Origin of the sequence: Thiocapsa sp. (assembly GCF_018399035.1) — a bacterium.
Classification (GTDB): domain Bacteria; phylum Pseudomonadota; class Gammaproteobacteria; order Chromatiales; family Chromatiaceae; genus Thiocapsa.
Genome location: NZ_CP073760.1, coordinates 2,086,039 through 2,104,522, shown reverse-complemented (window position 1 = coordinate 2,104,522; position 18,484 = coordinate 2,086,039). Strand labels below are relative to the sequence as shown.

Here is an 18,484-nt window from a genome sequence, read left to right as displayed (position 1 = left end):
TTCGAGGCCCCGGGGTTGCCTGGTAATGCGGTACCCAACCAGAACCTGGCGGACGTGGACGACCTCCTTGCCTTCCGGGTCTGGGCAAGCTTCTGATCCACGGCCCGGGCACACGAGCAGCCCGAGCCACTCGCTTTATATGCGGTTCCTCGACGGGGTCGATGGCGAGCGTCCCAACGGCGGATCGACTCACCCGGAGAGCGTGCACCGCGCACCTTTGACCTAAGTCAAGGCCGAGGTACGTCTCCATCCCCATGCTTCTCCTAACCCGGGAGGCGCGAGATGCTTTGGATGTCCGCTTTCGTTCGGAATGTCTCTGTCCCTTGCATTGGCCTGTGATCTCGATCCCCGTGCCGTTCCGCAACCCCTGGACCTCGATGGGTCGTCAAGGCGTTTTCCGACGCCGACACACCCTTCTCGACCGACTCCCCGGAGTCGCTCGCCATTGCTTCTGAGCTTCCTATGAACCTTCCCAAGCCAAGCCGGCGTATCGTCTTCCTGCTCGCGGTGCTCGTCCCGCTCATCGGCGCCTTCCTCTGGCTGGCGCTGACCTCGGGTCCGCTGGCCCCGGTGCCCGTCACCCTGACCACCGTCGAGATGCGTCCCGTCACCCCGACCCTGTTCGGAGTCGGCACGGTCGAGGCGCGCTACACCTACCGCATCGGCCCGACCTTTGCCGGTCGGGTGCGGCGTGTCGAGGTGCAGGTGGGTGATCGGGTCGAGGCCGGGCAACTGCTCGGCGAGATGGATCCGGTCGATCTCGACGACCGCGTTGCCGCGGCGGACGCGGCACTGCGCCGCGCCGAGTCCGGGGTGGTCGCGGCCCATGCACAGGTCGGCGATGCGCAGGCGCGGCGGAATTTCGCCAGTGCCCAAGTCGCCCGCTACGAGCAGCTTCTGCTGTCCCGCACGGCCAGCGAGGATACGGCGGAGGCGAAGCGTCAGGAGGCCCAGGTCGCCGAGGCGGGCCTGGCGCTGGCCGTGGCCAATCTGGAATCCGCGGAGCAGGATCTCGTCCGCGTCCGTGCGGAGCGCGAGGCATTGGTGCAGCAGCGGGCCAATCTGCGCCTGATCGCGCCGGTGGACGCGCTGGTGGTCTCGCGCGACGCCGAGCCCGGCAGCACCGTCGTGGCGGGTCAGTCGGTCGTGGAGGTGATCGACCCGAGCCGACTCTGGATCGATGTCCGCTTCGATCAGCTCGGCGCCGGGGCGCTGCGTGCCGATCTGGGCGCCCGCATCGCGCTGCGCTCGCTGCCGCTGGAGACCTTGCCGGGCGAGGTGCTGCGGATCGAGCCGCGCGCCGACGCCGTCACCGAGGAGTTTTGCGCCAAGATCGCGTTTTCGACGCTGCCCGAGCCGCTGCCCCGACTCGGCGAGCTGGCCGAGGTGACCGTGGCCCTAGCGCCGCTCGAACCGGCCCCGGCGCTGCCCAATGCCGCCTTGCACCGGCGCGACGGCCAGCTCGGTGTTTGGGTGCTGGATGACGCCGGTCCGCGCTTCGCGGCGGTCGAGACCGGCGCGCGGGACTTGGAGGGTTGGGTCCAAATCCGCGACGGCCTGGCGTCCGGCGATCGCGTGATCCTGCACTCGCGCGTCCCGCTCCGGCCCGGACGTCGGGTCGAGATCGTCGAGCAGATCCCCGGTCTGCCCCGATGATCAGCCTCGCCGGGCGCGACATCCTCCATGCCTGGGGCAAGTTCGTCTTTACCGGTGTGGGTCTCGGGCTCCTGATCGGCGTGACACTCTCCATGGCCGGCATCTACCGCGGGATGGTCGATGATGCGGAGGTGCTGCTCGACAACAGCGGGGCGGACCTCTGGGCGGTGCAGAAAGACACGCTCGGCCCTTACGCTGAGCCGTCCACGCTCGCCGACGACCTCTATCGGGGCATCCTGACCTTGCCGGGCGTCGCGCGCGCGGCCAACGTCACCTATCTGACCATGCAGGTGCGGCCTGTCGTCCCGAATCAGGCAGCCCCGAATCAGACCGGCGATCCGGCCGGCGACGAGGCCGCGCGTGAGCGCCGCGCCATGATCGTCGGCGTGGTCCCCGGCGGTTTCGGCGAGCCCGGCCAACCGCCCTTTCTGGTCGCCGGGCGCCATCTCACGCGCGGTCATTACGAGGCGGTCGCTGACGTGACCACCGGCTTTCGGCTCGGCGAGCAGGTGCGCATCCGCCGCAATCTCTATACCATCGTCGGGCTGACCCGGCGCGCGGTCTCCTCGGGCGGCGACCCCATGGTCTACATCCCTCTGAAGGACGCCCAGGAGGCGCAGTTTCTCAAGGACAACGACGCCATCATCGCGCAGCGTCGCCGCACCGCGGCCAACCCCGTCTTCAACCGGCCCGGTCAGCCTGAGGTGCTCGATGCCGTGCTGGCCGCCCAGACCCAGAGCAGCTCGGTGAATGCCATCCTGGTGCGTCTCGATCCCGGCGCCGACGCGGATGAGGTCGCTGCCGACATCCGACGCTGGAAGCACCTGACCGTCTACACCCGCGCCGAGATGAACGAGATCCTCCAGGCCAAGCTGATCGCCACCTCCGCCCGTCAGATCTTCATGTTCCTGGTGATCCTCTCGGTGGTAAGCGCGGCCATCGTGGCCTTCATCATCTACACCCTCACGCTCGGCAAGATCCGGGAAATCGCCGTACTCAAGCTCATCGGCACGCGCAACCGCACCATCGCCGGGATGATCCTGCAACAGGCGCTCGGGCTCGGGGTGATCGGGTTCATCGTCGGTAAGACCGTGGCGACCCTTTGGGCGCCCATCTTTCCAAAATACGTCCTGCTGCTCCCCGGCGATGCCGCACGCGGTTTTCTGGTCGTGGTGATCATCTGCGTGCTGGCGAGCCTGGTCGCCATCCGCGCCGCGCTGCGGGTCGACCCCGCGGAGGCCATCGGTGGCTGACGACACCCAAGGCATTCGCATCGAGGGGCTGCGCAAGCGCTACGGCAGCGGCGACACCGCGGTGGACGCGCTCAAGGGTGTCGACATGGCCGTCGCCCCGGGCGAGGTGGTCGGACTCGTCGGGCCCTCGGGGTCCGGCAAGAGCACCCTTCTCAAGTGTTTGGGTGCCGTGATCGAGCCCACCGGCGGGCGCATGATCCTGGGCGATAAACCCATCTACGACAACGGCTGGCGCATCCGGGATCTGCGCGCCTTGCGTCGGGACAAGATCGGCTTCGTCTTCCAGGCGCCCTACCTCATCCCCTTCCTTGACGTCACCGACAACGTCGCCCTGCTGCCGATGCTCGCGGGCCGTCCCAACGGCGAGTCGCGCGAGCGGGCGCGCGAGTTGCTTGCGGCGCTGGATGTCGAGCATCGCGCCCGCGCCATGCCCTCGCAGCTCTCCGGCGGGGAGCAACAGCGTGTCGCCATTGCCCGTGCCCTGGTGAACCGCCCGCCGGTGATCCTCGCCGACGAGCCCACCGCGCCGCTCGACAGCGAGCGCGCCCTCGGCGTCATCCGTATCCTCAACCGCATGGCCCTGCAATATCGGACCGCCGTCATCGTCGTTACCCACGACGAGAAGATCATCCCGACCTTCCGGCGTATCTATCACATCCGCGACGGGCGCACGCACGAGGAGGCCGGCGAGGGACGGGCGCTGGATTAAGCCGACTGTGGATTAAGCCGATTGTGAGTCGGGCTTTAGCCCGACAGCAACGCATCAGTCCCTCCGCTGTAATTACGCGATCTTGCTCTCTTTTTCATCCTTTAAGCGGAAAAAGGCGCTTGAGATTCCATCCCATACACACCAGCGCCCACTCGCCCTGCACCGCACGCAGACCGCGCAGCAGGAATTGGCGAAAGCCCAGTACCTGCTTGATGATGCCGAAGACGGTCTCGACCGTGGCCTTGCGCTTGGCATAGCGGGCCTTGCCGTCGCGGGTGCGCAGCCGATGCGCATTGGCGTCGGCCGGCGTCGGCTGGCCTTGGGGGCGGGCGGGTCGTCGGCGAGCCGCTCGGCCAAGGGCGGATTGTGGTGCTGGCGTGCCTCGGGGATATACGGGTCGATGCCGGCGGCGGCGCAGCGCTCGAGGTTCTCTTGGCTGTGATAGCCGGTGTCGGCCAGCCTTGGCGCCATTGCGCGAGCGGTTTCGCGCGGAACATTTGCCCGATGCCGCCGAGGTGAGGGCGCTGCGGCATGGGCGGCGCACGCGCTACGCCGGTCTGGTGATCTGCCGTCAGCGCTCCGCGACCGCATCGGGCGTCCTCTTCATGACCCTCGAAGACGAGACCGGCTTCGTCAACCTCGTGGTCCGGAATCAGGTGCTCGAACGCTACGCCCGCCTGATCAAGACCACGAACCTGCTCGGCGTCACCGGACGGATCCAGCAGCAGGACAGCGTGCCGCACCTGATCGCGGACGCCTTCCGGGACCCGCAGTCACTGCTGAAGGTCCGGATCGAGGCGAACTACAGCCGGGATTTTCATTGAGAGCATCACCCGTGTCGCTCGATTTCCGGGTATAGGCATCCCGACTGCGCGTGCCTGCAAGGAAGATAGGGGCGACTTAAGTCGCCCCTTGGTTGGTCGGCGCCTTCCCGGAATTTACCTCAGGTCTCTGCCGGCGTCGGTGTCGGCGCTGTTGTGACGGCCTGCCCCGATGGCTCCCGAGCCGTCCGCCGATCGAGCCGCGACCGAATCGCCACGAAGAAGAGCGGCACGAAGAGGATGTTCAGCAGGGTGCCGGCGATCACGCCTCCGAGCACGCCGGTACCGATCGCGTTCTGCGCCCCCGAGCCCGCACCCGAGCTGATAGCCAGCGGCACCACGCCGAAGCCGAAGGCGAGCGAGGTCATGAGGATTGGCCGCAGCCGCAGCCGCGCCGCCTCCAAGGCCGCGGCGACCGCGTCCTTGCCTTGCTCCTGCAGCGTCTTGGCGAACTCCACGATGAGGATGGCGTTCTTCGCCGAGAGTCCGATGGTCGCGAGCAGTCCGACCTGGAAATAGATGTCGGCCGGCAGTCCGCGTCCGGTGACGGCGAGCACGGCGCCCAACACCCCGAGCGGCACCGCCAGGATGACCGCGAAGGGCACCGACCAGCTCTCGTAGAGTGCGGCGAGCGCCAGGAAGACCACCAGCGCCGAGAGCGCATAGAGCAACGGCGCCTGGGCGCCCGCTGCGCGCTCCTCGAACGACAGCCCGGTCCATTCCAGACCGATCCCGGGCGGGAGCTTTGTCACCAACGCCTCGACCGCGTCCATGGCCTCGCCCGAGCTCACCCCCGGCGCGGCCTGCCCCATCACCTGCGCGGAGGGCAGGCCGTTGTAGCGCTCCAGGCGGGGCGAGCCGAAGACCCAGCTGCCGCTGGCGAAGGCGGAGAAGGGCACCATCTCGCCGTCGGCGTTACGTGCATGCCAGTCGTGCAGATCCTCGGGCACCATGCGATAGGGCGCGTCGGCCTGGAGATAGACCTTCTTCACCCGCCCCTCGTGGACGAAGTCGTCGACATAGGCGCTGCCCCAGGCGGCGGCGAGCGCGGTGTTGATGTCCGCGAGCGAGAGACCGAGCGCGCCGGCCTTGGTGCGATCGATCTCGACCTTGAACTGCGCCTCGTCCTCGCGCCCGTTGGGTCGGACCGCGGCGAGGGCGGGATCGGCATTCGCCATCCCGAGGAACTGACCGCGCGCGGCCATCAGTGCCTCGTGACCGACGCCGCCCAGATCCTGCAGCTGGGCGTCCCAGCCCGTGCCGGTGCCGAGCTCGATAACGGCCGGCGGGACGAAGGCGAAGACCTGCGCATCGCGGATCTGCGAGAAGGCCTTCATCGCCCGTCCGGCGACCGCCTTCACCTTCAGGTCCGGCCGTTTGCGCGCGTCCCAGTCCTTCATGCGTACGAATCCGAAGGCCATGTTCTGGCCCTGTCCGGCGAAGCTGAAACCGGCCACGGTGATGAGCTCCTGAACCGCCTCGGACTCGTCTTCGAGGAAGTGGCGCTCGACCTCGCGCAGCACCTCCAGCGTGCGCTCGCGTGTCGCCCCCGCCGGCAGCATCACCTGGGTGATGAGGATGCCCTGATCCTCGTCCGGCAGGAAGGCGGTCGGCAGGCGGGCATAGGACAGGCCCAGGCCGACGACGAGCATGAGATAGACCACGAGGAACAGCTTACGTCGTCCCAGGATGCCCTTCACGCCCTTGATATAGCCTCCCGTGCCGCGGTTGAAGTTGCGGTTGAACCAGCCGAAGAAACCGCGTCGCTCGCCTTGATGTCCGGGCTTGAGCAGGGTCGCCGCCAGGGCCGGGCTCAGGGTCAGCGCCACCACCACGGACAGCAGCATGGCCGAGACGATGGTGATGGAGAACTGCCGGTAGATGACCCCGGTCGAGCCGCCGAAGAAGGCCATGGGCACGAACACGGCGGACAGCACCAGCGCGATGCCGATCAGCGCACTGGTGATCTGATCCATGGAGCGGCGTGTCGCCTCCTTGGGCGGCAGACCCTCCTCGTGCATGACGCGCTCGACGTTCTCGACCACCACGATGGCGTCGTCCACCAGTAGACCGATCGCCAGCACCATCGCGAACAGCGTGAGGGTATTGATCGAGTAGCCGAAGGCCGCCAGGACCCCGAAGGTCCCGAGCAAGACCACCGGGACGGCGAGCGTCGGGATCAGGGTCGCGCGGAGGTTCTGCAGGAACAGATACATGACCAGGAAGACCAGGATCACCGCCTCGATCATGGTCTTGATCACCTCGCCGATGGAGATCTTCACGAAGGGCGTGGTGTCGTAGGGAAACACCGCTTCGACCCCGGCCGGGAAGAAGGGCGCGAGCTCATCGAGCCGCGCGCGGACGGCCGCCGCGGTCTCCAGCGCATTGGCCCCGGCCGCCAGACGGATCGCCATGCCGGCGGCCGGGCTGCCCTTGTGGAAGGCGGCGGTGTTGTAGCTCTCGCTGCCCAGCTCGATGTGGGCCACATCACGCAGATAGACCGTCGAGCCGTCGGCCGCGGTGCGCAGCCGGATCTCCCCGAAGGCATCGGGCGTGTTGAGCCGGGCTTGCACGTTCACGGTGGCGTTGAGCCGCTGGCCGGGCTCGGCCGGAACGGCGCCGAGCTGACCGGCCGAGATTTGGGCGTTCTCGGCCTTGATGGCGGTTGCGACATCGGCAGGCGTCAGACCGAACTGATTGAGTCGGTTCGGGTCGAGCCAGATCCGCATCGCATACTGGGCACCGAAGAGCGTGATCTCGCCGACACCGGGCACGCGACTGAGCGGATCCTTGACCAGACTGGCCATGTAGTCGCTCATATCCGCGCTCTCGAGCCGCCCGTCGCGCGAGACGAAGGCGACGACCATCATGAAGTTGCGCACCGATTTGGCGACCTGCAGCCCCTGCTGCGTCACCTGCGCGGGCAAGAGCGCCGTCGCCGTCTGCAGCTTGTTCTGGACCTGCATCTGGGCAGTGTCGGGGTCGGTGCCGTTGTCGAAGGTCAGGGTCACGGTCGCGATCCCGGTCGACTCGCTGGTCGAGGACATGTAGCGCAGCCCGTCGAGCCCGTTCATCTGCTGCTCGATGACCTGGGTCACCGAGTCCTGCAGCGTCTGGGCCGAGGCACCCGGATAGTTGGCGGTGACGGAGATCGCCGGCGGCGCGATGCTCGGATATTGCGCAACCGGAAGGGTCAGGATCGACAGCACCCCGGCGAGCATAATGACGATGGCGATGACCCAGGCGAAGACGGGTCGATCGATGAAGAAACGGGCCATGGGGTTTGGGGTCCTTGGTTCGGGAGTGTGGGTTGCGCAGCGCGGTCAGCCGTCGGCATGTAGGGGCGTGTAGATACTCTGTTCTGACGCAAGTCCGATTTGCCTCCTATCCATCATTTTTTTCTATCCTCATCGTTGTTTCGGCGGGATGGTCGTTGAGCAGCTGCCAACCCCATCGGACCCACCTTCGATGATGGATGGGGCTTGGCTGCGGGTGGGGCGCGGGCGGACTCCGTGTGGACAACACGTGAATGCCGCAAGCGGGCGTGTGGACAAGCCGGGGACAACCCGCTCCCGGCGGGTTGCCCCCACCTTGACCACACTCATTCACCCGTTGCCCACACTGCGCCGCACTGAAGCCGCTGCTGGCTGCGAGCGTCTGCGACGCGACTGCTGCTGGTTTTTGATCAATGAATGCCCTGCGCCGTGGTGGTTGAACGCGCTCGTCTTGGCGGCGGCTCTTGGACGGCCACGCGCGTGCTGTCGGGCCAACCGAGGAGGGTGCCGTGGCGGACATCGCCGAGGTGCTCATGCCGCGGCCTCGCGAAGCAAGCAGAAGCGGCTGCCGTCGAACGCTTGGCGGTGCTTGAGCATGGCATGGATGGCATGCAGCAATTTGCGCATGACCGCGCAGATGGCCTGAATCTTCTTCAGGCCGCGCGCTTCGATGAGATGCGTGTAGTAGCTGTTGACGTGCGGTTCATGGCGCGCGGCGCTCAGCGCGGGCATGAACAGCGCCTTGCGCAGGTGGGCGTTGCCGGCCTTACTCAGGCGCGGGGGTTTGTTCACGCTGGTGCCCGAGGTGCTCTGGCGCGGATCCAGTCCGGCCAGGGCGACCCATTGCTTGGCACGCATGTCCTCGGGCAGCACCAGCAGCTCACCCATGAGCTGGATGGCGCTGGCGGCGGCGATGCCGGGGATGCCGGTGAGCAGCCGGTAGACCTGCGCAAGCTCCTCGTCGGCGCTGATGCGCGCATCGGCCCAGTCACGCAGGGCATCAATCTGGGCGGTGTACTGGTGGATGCTCAGGCGCACGTCATCCAGCACCACGGCCGGCGTGGTCGTGCTTTGCAGCAGCGCGTGGAGTTGATTCTTCGCCCGCGTGCGATCGACCACCAACGCCTCCAGGCGCCGGGCGCAGGCGCGCAGCTCCAGTGCCTCGGTCGCCGGGCGCCGCCATGGCTCGAACGGCATGCGCCGGGCAAACTGCGCCAGCACCCCGGCATCGACCGCATCGCTCTTGTTGCGCGTCTGCAAGGCCTCGGCAAAGCGCTTGGCGGCCTTGGGGTTGAGCACCATGAGCGCCAACCCGGCCGCATCGATGGCCAGCGCCAGGTCCAGGTGATAGCTGCCGGTCGCCTCCAGGCACACCCGCTCCACCCGCGCACCTTGCAAGGCGCTTAATCAGCGCGGCATGACCGCTTGGTGTGTTGGCAAACTCGCGGACCTTGCCGAGCTTCTCCTCGGTGCTGACGGCCAGCGCCAGGGTCTTGTGGGCCACATCGATTCCGGCTGTATTCATCGTCTGTCTCTTCAGGATGCAACGCGATATTATGATTCCCGGTTCCCCGACCCTGTACCCTCGCCTACCGACCTTGTGTATGCAGGCTCCCGGACATGTCCACGGCCTCGGATACTCTTCGGTATGGGCGAAGAGGGCGGGGAGCCCATCTACATGCAAGCTCTGAACAGCGGAACACGACATCCAGGCTTCAGGGGCGAACGGCTTCCGGGCACTCTTCATAAAGTCCGTTTATCGCTTTCCTTGTCAATCCCTTCAGAACAGAACATACAAGGGGCGACTTAAGTCGCCCCTACTACAGGGTTCAATTCACCGCAGCGAAGCCGGGCTGATCGCTCAGGTCCATCACCCGGACCTGCGTCCCCGGGCGCGCCTTCTGGCTGCCCTCGACGATGACGCGATCGCCCGGCTCGAGCCCGGCCTCCACCAGCCATTGGTCGCCGATGGTGCGTGTCGTCTCGATCTTGCGCTCCTCCACCGTGCCCTCGTCGTTGACGACCAGGACGATCGGGTTGCCGCGACGATCGTGCTGCACACCTTGTTGCGGAACCAGGATGGCGTCCGGGCGGATGCCTTCCTCCACCCGGGCGCGGACGAACATCCCCGGCAGAAGCTCTTGTTCGGGGTTCGGGATGGTGGCCCGCAACGTGACCGTGCCGGTTCCCTGATCAACCGTGACCTCCGAGGATTCCAGGCGTCCCGCATGCGGATGGACCCGGCCGTCCTCCAAGATGAGCGTCACCTTCGCCTGCGCGCCGTCCGGCGTCTCCAGGCGACCATCGGCCAAGGCGCGGCGCAGTTTCAGCAACTGGGTGCTGGATTGGGTCAGGTCGACATAGATGGGATCGATCTGCTGCACGGTCGCCAGCTCCTCGGCCTGGTTGGCCGTCACCAAGGCACCTTGGGTGACGGTCGAGCGGCCGATCCGCCCGGCGATCGGCGACTCGACCCGGCTGTAGGCGAGGTCGATCTGCGCACGCTCCAAGGCGGCCTGATCGACGGCGACACTGGCCACGGCCTCCTTGAGCGCCGCCTGCGTGTCGTCGTTGTCCTCCTGACTCACCGCCTTGGATTTGGCGAGAAGCGCATAGCGATCGGCCTTCAGCCGCGCCCGATCCAGGGTCGCCTGCGAGCGTGCCAGCGCGGCCTCCGCGCTGTCGTAGGCCGCCTGGTAGACGGCCGGATCGATCTGATAGAGCACCTGGCCGGCGCTGATCTCGCCGCCTTCGGTAAAGAGCCGATCCTGGATAAGGCCGCTGACGCGCGGTCGCACCTCCGCGATCCGATAAGGTACGGTACGACCGGGAAGCTCCGTCGTCAGCGTGGTCGGGCGGGCGACGATCGTGACCGTGCCGACCTCGGGCGGTGGAGGTGCCGCGGGCGCGGCGCTGCTGCCGGGCGTCTGATTGCAGCCGGCGAGGAGCAAGAGGATGCCGATCGGCCAAGCGAGAGCGATGCCGATGTGACGGCGGGCGGATCCCATGAGATACCTCGAAGTGCGGTGTCGATGTCGACCGTTGACTCATGTAGAGTGAACGTTCATTCTAGTTCGTGACCGAACTTTAGACCCGCGAGTCGGCGAGGTCAAGGTGAAGGTGGCGTGCGCGGTTCGAGCCGTTGCGGCGCCGTCAATAAAGAGCGCCCGCGCAACGGCGCGAACAGCCAACGGAGGAGCAAGAATGCAGGGGCCGAATCAAGAGCAGGAACCCAACCGCGGTCAGGCGAGGCGCCAACAGATCCTCGATGCGGCGGCCGCCTGTTTCGTGCGCGAGGGGTTTCACGGGACCAGTATCGCGAAGATCTCCAAGGCGGCCGGGATGAGTCCGGGCCACATCTATCACTTCTTCGAGAGCAAGGAGGCCATCATCGGCGCCTTGGTGCAGCGCAAGTTGGAGCGCTCGCTCGAGATCGTCCTTCAATTCGAGAGTGAAGACGACCTCTTTCAAGCGATGATCGACCGGGTCGAGGTGGGCCTGAACGAGAAGACCGACCTGGACACCGCCGCGCTCGAGATGGAGATCCTCGCCGAGGCCGCCCGCAATCCCGCCGTCGCCGCGATCGTCCGCGCCGCCGACGCCGCCAAGCGCGAGCGACTCTGCGCCCTGCATCGCGCCGCCCGCCAAGCCCGCGGGATGGAGCTCGGTGATGCCGCCGCATCGATCGAGGTCATCATGGCCCTCTTCGACGGACTGTCGGGTCGCGCCATCAGTCACCCCGATCTCGACAAGGCGGCGCTGCTGCCGCTGCTGCGGAGCGCCTTGCGCGGGCTCCTCTGACCCTTCGACCCACGTCGACTCCCGGCCGAGGATCGATTGGCGCCGAGCCACTCGGCAACCGTCGGCCGGATCGCGAGACAGGCTACGCAACCCCGGCGACCTCCCCACAAGGCCAGAGCCAGCCCCGGCGACACCCCGATCCACCGCCAAGCGTCATCGAGCACAACGCCCCTGGGATCGACGACTTGCAGTCGTCCTCTTCCGCCGCCCTGACAGGCAAGAGCATCGCGTCCAACCCGCCGTTCCCGAGAGCCGCGTCGAACACACTTCAGCAGAGCCTCTGATCGAGACCATTACGCGGAATGTTGACTTGAGGCATCCATAGGCTACTCTTGGCCGACGCCGCATGAAATTCAGAACACGTCGGCAAGGAATAACCAAAATGAACTTCGGTGCCTCCAAAAATTCGTGAAATGAAAGACAGTGCCAGATACGCAAAGATCGTTGAATGGTCTGAGGAAGACGGCTGTTATGTGGGGCGCTGTCCCGGTTTAATGTTCGGGGGCTGCCACGGTGACGACGAGAAGGCTGTCTTTGAGGAGCTGTGCCAAATTGTGGAGGAAATGATTGAACTCTACAGGTGCGATAATAAGCCGCTTCCTCGGCCGACGTCTGGAAAGGATTTCGCGAATCTGTTGCAGAACGTCGCCTAATGAGTAAGGTTGGGTCGAGTAAGCTTCGCTTGTGAGCCTTGGCTTGCGACAGGTCTCACGCCAAGGACATCTTTGGAACTGCTGGAACGAAATTAGGTAAACGGAGAGTAAGCCGGGTTCTTGCCGTCGGTTAGGCTGATGTTTGTGTTCTCGGTTTGCCGCCTGGTTTCCCGGCGGTGCCACATGATCTCGGCCATACGACGGTTCGTTCCCGGCTCCTCGCAGAACCGGACTTGGAGTGTTACACCATCCGGCTCCCAGCTTGAGTCATCCACCAAGGGACGGGGTAGAGATCATGGATGATCCGAGCACGCGGCAGCAGGGGGCGAATGGCGGCGCTGAAGCGCTTCCAGGTCAACGAGCGGCGCTGACTGCGGCGGTTTAGCCACTTAAACAGCAGGCCGCCGGCGAAGTGGATGTAACTCGCCAAGGCGCGGCCGTTGCCGCTCACCCCGTAGTACTGGAGATGCCCGCGCAGGTGGCGCACGAGGTAGGCCAGCATGGCCGCCCCGCCCTGCGTGCGCAGGCCGCGTAGTCGCTCGTTCAACAGTTTGAGCTTCTTGGCCATGCGCTTGCCGTCGGTCTTGCGCCCGACCACGAACCGGCCCCGACGACTACGGCCCACATAGTGGGTGAAGCCGAGGAAGCTGAAGGTGCGCGATCCTGCCGCGGTGTCGGCACGTTGCCCAAGGGCGTGGCTGCCGAAGCGTAACAGCGCGGTTTTGCTCGGTTCGACTTCCAGGTCGAAGGACGCCAGTCGTTCGGTCATGGCGGCCAGGAAGGCGTTGGCATCGGCCTCGTACTCGAAGCAGGCGACATAGTCGTCGGCGTAGCGGATCAGGTAGGCTTTGCCGGCACAGCCCCTGGCGAAACGTCTCTCGAACCACAGGTCGAGCACGTAGTGCAGGTAGATATTGCTGAGCACGGGCGAGACCAAACCCCTTGCGGGGCACCCTCGTCGCTGGCCGTGAATGCGCCGTCTTCCATGACGCCGGCCTTCAGGAAGCGCCGCACGATCCGCAGAAGATTGGGATCGGCGATGCGGTGCTCCAGGAAGCGCAGTAAATGGGCATGCGAGAGATGATCGAAGAAGCCTTTGATGTCGGCCTCAACCACCCATTGCGTTTCTGCGTTGGTGATGACCTCCGCGACCCGCCGCAACGCATCGTGCGCGCTACGACCGGGACGAAAGCCATACGAGCAGTCGCAAAATTCCGGCTCCCAGATGGCTTGCAGGAGGCGGCTGAGCCGATCCTGCACCAATCGGTCCTCGAAGCTCGGCACACCCAGCGGACGGTAGCGTCCATCCCCCTTGGGAATGTAGCTGCGCCGCACCGGTTGCGGCCGGTAGCCCATTCGGCGTATCCGCGCCGACAGGTCGTCCAGTTGCGCGTCCAGGTCCTTTCCGTAGTCGTCTTTTCTTACCCCATCGACTCCGGGCGCCTTGTTTCCTTTCTGTCGCTCGAAGCTTTCGCGCAAGCCCTCGGGGTCGAACAACAACCCCATCAGAGAATTGAACCGCTCTCGCAGTTGCTCGCGCGCCATCAGTGTGAAACGCTCAAGTTTGGTTGTCACGGACAGAATCCTCTCGGCGTAGGGCCGTGTGTCGCTTTCGCGTTGTCTCAAACCGCCACCCCTTTGCTCGACCCGCATTACCGGGCGTCATCGCTCGTATGGATGGCTCCGACTTCCACGCACCACCGTCCGTGTCCTCGCTTTCTACACTTGTTCACGGGTGCCCGCCTCCGGCGGACCGATACGTGGATCTCCCTGGTTACCACGTGTTCTCCATGTCAGGCTCGATACGGCCTCGGACCCTGGGAGTATCCGTACCGCTCGCCATCGCGCAGCACGGATTGTTGCCTGCCGGAGGGACAAACCCGTCGGCACTCCCGACTGTTCTTTACGGGGCTCAACACCTTCAAGGTCGGCTCCACCCGTTACCTTTGCACCTCGCCTGCTTTCGTGCCTACGCATCGACGTGTCCGTTGCCGTCCACGCCGCAAGGCTCGATACTGGGCTCGCGGCGCACGATTACCCAGGCGGGATTCCCACCCGCTAGAACACGCGGCCTTGCCAGGCCGCACTGTCCCCGTAATTGGGCAAAAGGGGCGGGGTCGGCTAAATGGTGACCCCTTATCTCGCGCGATAATTCAGGTATGCCGAGAAGGATGGCGCACGGTGAAATGTACAAAGTACTTCCAGTCAGTCCGAAGTCGGCCGGACCGCTCGATAATAAAAGACGAGTGGATTCAACGCGTCATCGAAACTCCGGAGCGAGAATACGTCCAAGCAGATGGCAGGATTCGCCGATGGGCGCGAATAGACGAACATGATTCAAGATACCTGAGAGTAGTCCTTCTACCTGACAACGTGACTGTTCATAATGCATTTTTCGACCGTGGATACAAACCATGAAAGTGAAGTATTTCGACGATACAGACACGCTCTATATTGAGTTTCGAGACAGCGGCATCGCTGAATCTAAGGATTTGGACGAAAACACTACGCTGGATGTCGACAGCAAAGGCAACGTCTGCGCCATCACCTTCGAGCACGCAAGTCAGCGTACTGACGTTCGTCGTGTGGCTCTTGAAGGTATAGCGGCATAATAGGTCCATCCGCCGACGCCTGGAAGCGGTGCGGCGGATAGGCAGCGTTGGGCAGAGAAAACAAATAGGCAGGGATGAAGTGCATTTAATCGAAAGAAGGGAAGCGAGAAAGCGTGGTCTGTCCCTAATAAGCTTGTCCCTAATAAGCTACGCCATCAGCCACCCCGATCTCGACAAGGCGGCCCTGCTGCCGCTGCTGCGGACCGCTTTGCGTACGCTACTCTGACCCTTGGCCCGCCCGGCGACGCGCGCCCGACGATCGATCGGCGCCGGGCCGCACGGCAGCCAGCGGCCGGATCGCGAGACAGGCCACGCAACCCCGGCGACCTCCCGAAACGGCTGGAGCCAACCTCGGCGACACCCCGATCCACCCCGCCAAGCCCCATCGAGCGCAGCCCCCCTGGATCGACGACTTGCAGTCGTCCTCTTCCACCGCCTTGACGGCCTCCAGCATCGAGTCCAATCCGCCGTTCCCGAGAACCGCGCCGAACAGACCACGGTTTCCTGCGACGCTGATCCGGATTGCTCACCGAGCGCCGGGGTTGAGGATTTCCGCGGGCTCGGGGCTTGCTCGGTGTCGGCGCGGGTGTTAGCGTCCGGCTGACTCCCAACCGGCACGGCTAACCCCATGAAGGTCGACATCATCCTAAGTAAGCGGGGCGGCAGCTACATGGCACAGGTCAGCAGCCTGCCGGAGATCCGGGTGAAGGAGGCAACCCGCGAGGCCGCGTTGCGCGGCGTCGAGCGGCGGTTGCGGGCCTATTTGGACCGGGTGGAGCTGGTCCGCTTGGACATCGGCGCGAGTAGCGATGGCCGCTCGTTGCTTGAGCATTTCGGCAGTTTCGCCGACGACCCGACCTTCGACGATTTTCAGGAAGAGATCGCCGCCTACCGTCAGGTGCAGAACCGCCCACCGGAGTAGGCCGAGCATGACGCTCTTGGTCCTGGATACCGACCACCTCAGCCTGTTTCAACGGGGCAACACCGCAATCTTGCCACGCATCCGAGCGATATCGCCGGCGCAGATTGCCATCAGTATCGTCAGCGTCGAGGAGATGCTGCAAGGACGGTTGGCCCAAGTCCGCCGTGCCGGTACCGGCGAAGGTCGGATCAGGGCATACGCCTGGCTGGAGAAGACCTTGACCTTCGTTCGGGCCTTTCGGGTTCTGCCGTTCGATGATCAAGCCGAGCGGCGTTACGTGGACCTTGCAACCCGGCGGCTCAGGATCGGTGCGCAGGATTTGAAGATCGCTGCCATCGCGCTCTGTCATGACGCCGTCCTCGTCACCCGCAACCAACGTGACTTCGGCCGTATCGCCGGGTTGGAACTCGAAGACTGGACGATCGAATGAACATCTGCGCCGTGGCGCGACCGGAGAGCAAAAGGGGCGGGGTCGGCTAGATGATCTTCAGGCTCAATGAAATCTTATCTCTCTCCAAGTCCGGTTCTGCGAGGAGCCGGGAACGAACCGTCGTATGTCCGAGATCTTGTGGCACCGCCGGGAACCAGGCGGCAAACAGAGAACACAAACATCAGCCTAACCGACGGTGAGGACCCGGATTACTCTCCGAGCACGGTTTCTTGAGACTGAAGAAGAATAGAACGCAGTTTCCCGAGTCCATCAGAAACAACCGTGGTCCGTCCCCGGTTTCCCCCTGGGTTTCCACCCGGCGACGCGAACCCCTACGACCCGCAACAGGCCGACTATTTCGTCAAGCGTCGCGGGCGTCAGCGGGGTCGGCGACCCGTAGCGGCTCCTGCATGGCTCGTGACGTGACGCGTCTCAGCCATAACCCCGTTGATCGCCGGGTGCTTCACGGTGCCTTTCCAAGGCTTGATTCGTGTGCGGTGAAAGTCGCAAGCACGGTTGTGTGTCCAGCGAAGGCTGGCGTGTTCAGCAGGAGACAGTCCTGCCGGGGTAACAGTCAGGAGCCCCGTAGCTTGGATCGCAGGGTGGCGGGAGACCAAGACCCTGAAGCCGATCGACAGCACCGTCCTTGGGGAGGTGGCGAGTCACCAGGCCGTAACAACAGTGAACGCAATGATGGCCTCGACAATGCGTAGCTCCGAAGGCCGAGCCTGCAACCGTGGGGCGAAGGCAGCATGGCGGGTCGAAGTCTGACCGAGACGATCCGACCACTTCGGCGGGGTGAGTAGCGACGGCATGGTGGCAAGGGCACGCTAAGCAACTGGAGAAGCCCGTCTCGCCCCAGGGCGAAATCCCCGGAGCAAGGTAGGTCCTATAACCGGCGACACCGGGAAGTGGACCGAAGGCGAGCGGGTGGCGGATGGGCGCGTAGTAGCGCTGAAGCGGGGTAATGTCCGTGGAGCGAAGGCGCCCTACTGTTGGCAATCCTTAAACAAGACGGGAGGCAGGGGCGAGATGACAACGACGCCCATCGATCTGCAAGACCTGAGGAAGAGGATCTACATCAAGGCGAAGGCTGAACCGGCCTGGCGCTTCTGGGGACTCTACGTCCACGTGTGCAAAGAGGAGACCCTGCACGCGGCCTATGCGATGGCGAAAGCGAACAACGGTGCCCCCGGCAGTGACGGGGTGACGTTCGCGGCCATCGAGGCGGCTGGCGTTGAGGCGTTTCTGCAAGGCATCCGGGATGAGCTGGTCACCGGAACCTACCGACCGCAACCGAATCGCCGCCGGGAGATTCCCAAGGGAGACGGGCGCATGCGCGTCCCGGGATTCCCTGCATTCGCGATCGCGTGGTCCAGGGGCGCTCAAGCTGATTCTGGAGCCGATCTTCGAGGCTGACTTCCAGGATGGAAGCTATGGATACCGACCCAAGCGCACGGCGCATCAAGCCGTGCAGCGCGTGGCCGAGGCGATTGTGAGCAACAAGACCTATGTGATTGATGTGGACCTGGCGTCGTACTTCGACACGGTTCGTCACGATCTCCTCTTGGGGAAGGTGGCGGAGCGGGTCCGCGATGATCAGGTCTTGGGCTTGCTCAAGCGTATCCTCAAGGCCAGTGGCAAGCGGGGCGTTCCGCAAGGCGGTGTGATCTCACCCCTGCTCAGTAACCTCTACCTCAACGAGGTCGACCGGATGCTGGAGCGGGCCAAGGAGGTCACCCGCAACGGACGCTATACCTATATCGAGTATGCCCGTTATGCCGATGACCTGGTGATCTTGGTCGATGGGTATCGCCGGTGGAACTGGCTCGAGGACGCGGCCTGGCGACGCTTGGTCGAGGAGTTGGCCAAGCTCGATGTGCAACTCAATCAAGACAAGACACGACGACTGGACCTGAGTCAGGGAGGGGCATTCAGCTTCCCGGGCTTTGACTTCCGCCGGGCCAAGACTCGGCGCGGGGTCTGGGGCGCGCGTTACACGCCGCGGATGAAGGCGCGCACCGCGATCCTACAACGCCTCAAGGACGTGTTCCATCGCTACCGCTCCCAGCCGATCGATCGGGTGATCGCGTTGATCAATCCGATCCTCCGGGGGTGGGTCGGCTACTTTCGGGTGGGGCACTCCAGTCGCTGCTTCGGGTACGTTCAAGATTGGGTGGAGAAGAAGATTCGGCGCCATTTGATGCGCGCGCGTCAGCGTCAGGGCTTTGGCTGGAAGAGGTGGAGTAGGACGTGGTTATACGAGGTGCTCGGGCTCTACGACGGGTACCGAATCGGGCTGCGTAAGCCGAAAGCGCTCCCAGTGCAAGAGGTCTCATAACCCTGGATGTG

General features: G+C 64.7%; 14 protein-coding genes and 1 pseudogene. 10 read left to right on the top strand and 5 right to left on the bottom strand.

Features of this window, described 5'->3' with window-relative positions:
* Nucleotides 1-462: 462 nt before the first annotated feature.
* Genes KFB96_RS09520 through KFB96_RS09510 form a run of 3 tightly spaced genes read left to right on the top strand, consistent with a single transcriptional unit; the run spans nucleotide 463 to nucleotide 3,618 of the window.
* Nucleotides 463-1,656: an efflux RND transporter periplasmic adaptor subunit gene (locus KFB96_RS09520; RefSeq protein ID WP_213462050.1), complete on the top strand. Its 1,194-nt coding sequence runs from the start codon at nucleotides 463-465 to the stop codon at nucleotides 1,654-1,656.
* Nucleotides 1,653-2,909 (top strand): ABC transporter permease, encoded by a 1,257-nt coding sequence (locus tag KFB96_RS09515; protein WP_213462051.1) that lies wholly within the window; start codon nucleotides 1,653-1,655, stop codon nucleotides 2,907-2,909. The genes KFB96_RS09520 and KFB96_RS09515 overlap by 4 nt, the downstream gene beginning before the upstream one ends.
* Nucleotides 2,902-3,618 (top strand): ABC transporter ATP-binding protein, encoded by a 717-nt coding sequence (locus KFB96_RS09510; protein ID WP_213462052.1) that lies wholly within the window; start codon nucleotides 2,902-2,904, stop codon nucleotides 3,616-3,618. Before KFB96_RS09515 ends, KFB96_RS09510 begins: the two co-directional genes overlap by 8 nt.
* 94 nt (nucleotides 3,619-3,712) lie before the next feature.
* Here the strand turns inward: KFB96_RS09510 and KFB96_RS26650 are convergent, their stop codons facing one another.
* Nucleotides 3,713-4,162 (bottom strand): transposase, encoded by a 450-nt coding sequence (locus tag KFB96_RS26650; protein ID WP_300971477.1) that lies wholly within the window; start codon nucleotides 4,160-4,162, stop codon nucleotides 3,713-3,715.
* On the opposite strand from KFB96_RS26650, the gene KFB96_RS09500 reads away from it, so the two are divergent.
* Nucleotides 4,080-4,442 (top strand): OB-fold nucleic acid binding domain-containing protein, encoded by a 363-nt coding sequence (locus tag KFB96_RS09500; RefSeq protein WP_300971476.1) that lies wholly within the window; start codon nucleotides 4,080-4,082, stop codon nucleotides 4,440-4,442. The genes KFB96_RS26650 and KFB96_RS09500 overlap by 83 nt on opposite strands.
* 119 nt (nucleotides 4,443-4,561) lie before the next feature.
* Here KFB96_RS09500 and KFB96_RS09495 read toward each other — a convergent pair whose 3' ends face one another.
* From KFB96_RS09495 to KFB96_RS09485, 3 genes are all read right to left on the bottom strand, one after another.
* Nucleotides 4,562-7,717: an efflux RND transporter permease subunit gene (locus KFB96_RS09495; protein WP_213462053.1), complete on the bottom strand. Its 3,156-nt coding sequence runs from the start codon at nucleotides 7,715-7,717 to the stop codon at nucleotides 4,562-4,564.
* 528 nt (nucleotides 7,718-8,245) lie between these two features.
* Nucleotides 8,246-9,112 (bottom strand): IS110 family transposase, encoded by an 867-nt coding sequence (locus KFB96_RS09490; RefSeq protein WP_213501913.1) that lies wholly within the window; start codon nucleotides 9,110-9,112, stop codon nucleotides 8,246-8,248.
* A 431-nt stretch (nucleotides 9,113-9,543) separates the two neighbouring features.
* Entirely contained in the window at nucleotides 9,544-10,722 is a 1,179-nt protein-coding gene (locus KFB96_RS09485; RefSeq protein ID WP_213462054.1) for an efflux RND transporter periplasmic adaptor subunit, read from the bottom strand.
* Nucleotides 10,723-10,918: 196 nt separating this feature from the next.
* Between KFB96_RS09485 and KFB96_RS09480 the strand changes: the two genes are divergently transcribed.
* A complete protein-coding gene (locus tag KFB96_RS09480) occupies nucleotides 10,919-11,515 on the top strand; it encodes a TetR/AcrR family transcriptional regulator (RefSeq protein ID WP_213462055.1) in 597 nt (198 codons plus the stop codon).
* An 894-nt stretch (nucleotides 11,516-12,409) separates the two neighbouring features.
* Here KFB96_RS09480 and KFB96_RS09475 read toward each other — a convergent pair.
* Nucleotides 12,410-13,524: pseudogene (locus KFB96_RS09475) on the bottom strand (reverse transcriptase domain-containing protein).
* Nucleotides 13,525-14,582: 1,058 nt separating this feature from the next.
* Between KFB96_RS09475 and KFB96_RS09470 the strand changes: the two are divergent.
* From KFB96_RS09470 to KFB96_RS09455, 5 genes are all read left to right on the top strand, one after another.
* The gene (locus KFB96_RS09470; protein ID WP_213462057.1) at nucleotides 14,583-14,780 is read left to right on the top strand and encodes a DUF2283 domain-containing protein; all 198 of its coding nucleotides are present in this window, start codon (nucleotides 14,583-14,585) and stop codon (nucleotides 14,778-14,780) included.
* A 628-nt stretch (nucleotides 14,781-15,408) separates the two neighbouring features.
* A complete protein-coding gene (locus KFB96_RS09465) occupies nucleotides 15,409-15,702 on the top strand; it encodes a hypothetical protein (RefSeq protein WP_213462059.1) in 294 nt (97 codons plus the stop codon).
* Between the two features lie 7 nt (nucleotides 15,703-15,709).
* Nucleotides 15,710-16,132 carry a type II toxin-antitoxin system VapC family toxin gene (locus KFB96_RS09460; RefSeq protein WP_213462060.1) on the top strand — a complete coding sequence of 141 codons (423 nt, stop codon included), beginning with the start codon at nucleotides 15,710-15,712 and terminating at the stop codon, nucleotides 16,130-16,132.
* Nucleotides 16,133-17,164: 1,032 nt separating this feature from the next.
* Nucleotides 17,165-17,551 carry a hypothetical protein gene (locus KFB96_RS26645; RefSeq protein WP_300971810.1) on the top strand — a complete coding sequence of 129 codons (387 nt, stop codon included), beginning with the start codon at nucleotides 17,165-17,167 and terminating at the stop codon, nucleotides 17,549-17,551.
* Nucleotides 17,433-18,473, top strand: a complete 1,041-nt coding sequence (locus KFB96_RS09455) for a reverse transcriptase domain-containing protein (protein WP_300971802.1) — start codon at nucleotides 17,433-17,435, stop codon at nucleotides 18,471-18,473. Before KFB96_RS26645 ends, KFB96_RS09455 begins: the two co-directional genes overlap by 119 nt.
* The last annotated feature ends 11 nt before the right edge of the window (nucleotides 18,474-18,484 follow it).

Excerpts from the sequence above, each read along its gene's own strand:
- KFB96_RS09465 (WP_213462059.1), top strand. The coding sequence starts at position 15,409 with ATGAAGGTCGACATCATCCTAAGTAAGCGGGGCGGCAGCTACATGGCA.
- KFB96_RS09515 (WP_213462051.1), top strand. The coding sequence starts at position 1,653 with ATGATCAGCCTCGCCGGGCGCGACATCCTCCATGCCTGGGGCAAGTTC.
- KFB96_RS09480 (WP_213462055.1), top strand. The coding sequence starts at position 10,919 with ATGCAGGGGCCGAATCAAGAGCAGGAACCCAACCGCGGTCAGGCGAGG.
- KFB96_RS09470 (WP_213462057.1), top strand. The coding sequence starts at position 14,583 with ATGAAAGTGAAGTATTTCGACGATACAGACACGCTCTATATTGAGTTT.
- KFB96_RS09520 (WP_213462050.1), top strand. The coding sequence starts at position 463 with ATGAACCTTCCCAAGCCAAGCCGGCGTATCGTCTTCCTGCTCGCGGTG.
- KFB96_RS26645 (WP_300971810.1), top strand. The coding sequence starts at position 17,165 with ATGACAACGACGCCCATCGATCTGCAAGACCTGAGGAAGAGGATCTAC.
- KFB96_RS09460 (WP_213462060.1), top strand. The coding sequence starts at position 15,710 with ATGACGCTCTTGGTCCTGGATACCGACCACCTCAGCCTGTTTCAACGG.
- KFB96_RS09495 (WP_213462053.1), bottom strand. The coding sequence starts at position 7,717 with ATGGCCCGTTTCTTCATCGATCGACCCGTCTTCGCCTGGGTCATCGCC.
- KFB96_RS09485 (WP_213462054.1), bottom strand. The coding sequence starts at position 10,722 with ATGGGATCCGCCCGCCGTCACATCGGCATCGCTCTCGCTTGGCCGATC.